This window comes from Streptomyces sp. 4F14 (assembly GCF_048159485.1).
Taxonomy (GTDB): Bacteria; Actinomycetota; Actinomycetes; order Streptomycetales; family Streptomycetaceae; genus Streptomyces.
In genome coordinates, this window is sequence record NZ_JBLRVY010000211.1 from 1 (window position 1) to 383 (window position 383).

Annotated in this window: 1 protein-coding gene; it reads left to right on the plus strand. The window is 76.8% G+C overall.

What is annotated here, in order from left to right; translation table 11 throughout:
- Positions 1 to 4: 4 nt before the first annotated feature.
- Positions 5 to 383: beta-ketoacyl synthase N-terminal-like domain-containing protein (locus tag ACLZOT_RS50365; protein ID WP_416976040.1), on the plus strand; the 379-nt coding region annotated here is incomplete at its 3' end.

A 383-nucleotide genomic window follows, 5' to 3' on the forward strand; every position in this document is an offset into this window, starting at 1 on the left:
CGGTGTGAGCGGGGCGGGCGCCGCCGACGTCCTGGTCTGCGGCGTCGGCATCACCCCCTTCGGCCGGTCGGAGGTCACCGGGCTGGACCTCGCGGCGCAGGCCGTGCGCACCGCACTGGCCGACGCCGGGGTGCCCTGGCCCCGGGTGCGGGCGGCGTTCGGCGGCAGCGACGCCGCCGGTAACGCCGACACCCTCGTCACCCGGTTCGGCCTGACCGGAATACCCTTCGTCAACGTCCGCAACGGCTGCGCGACCGGCGGCAGCGCCCTGGTCTCCGCCGTCAACGCGATCCGCTCGGGCGCGGCGGACGTGGCCCTCGCCGTCGGCTTCGACAAGCATCCGCGCGGAGCCTTCGACCCACGGCCCGCCGACTGGGGGCTCG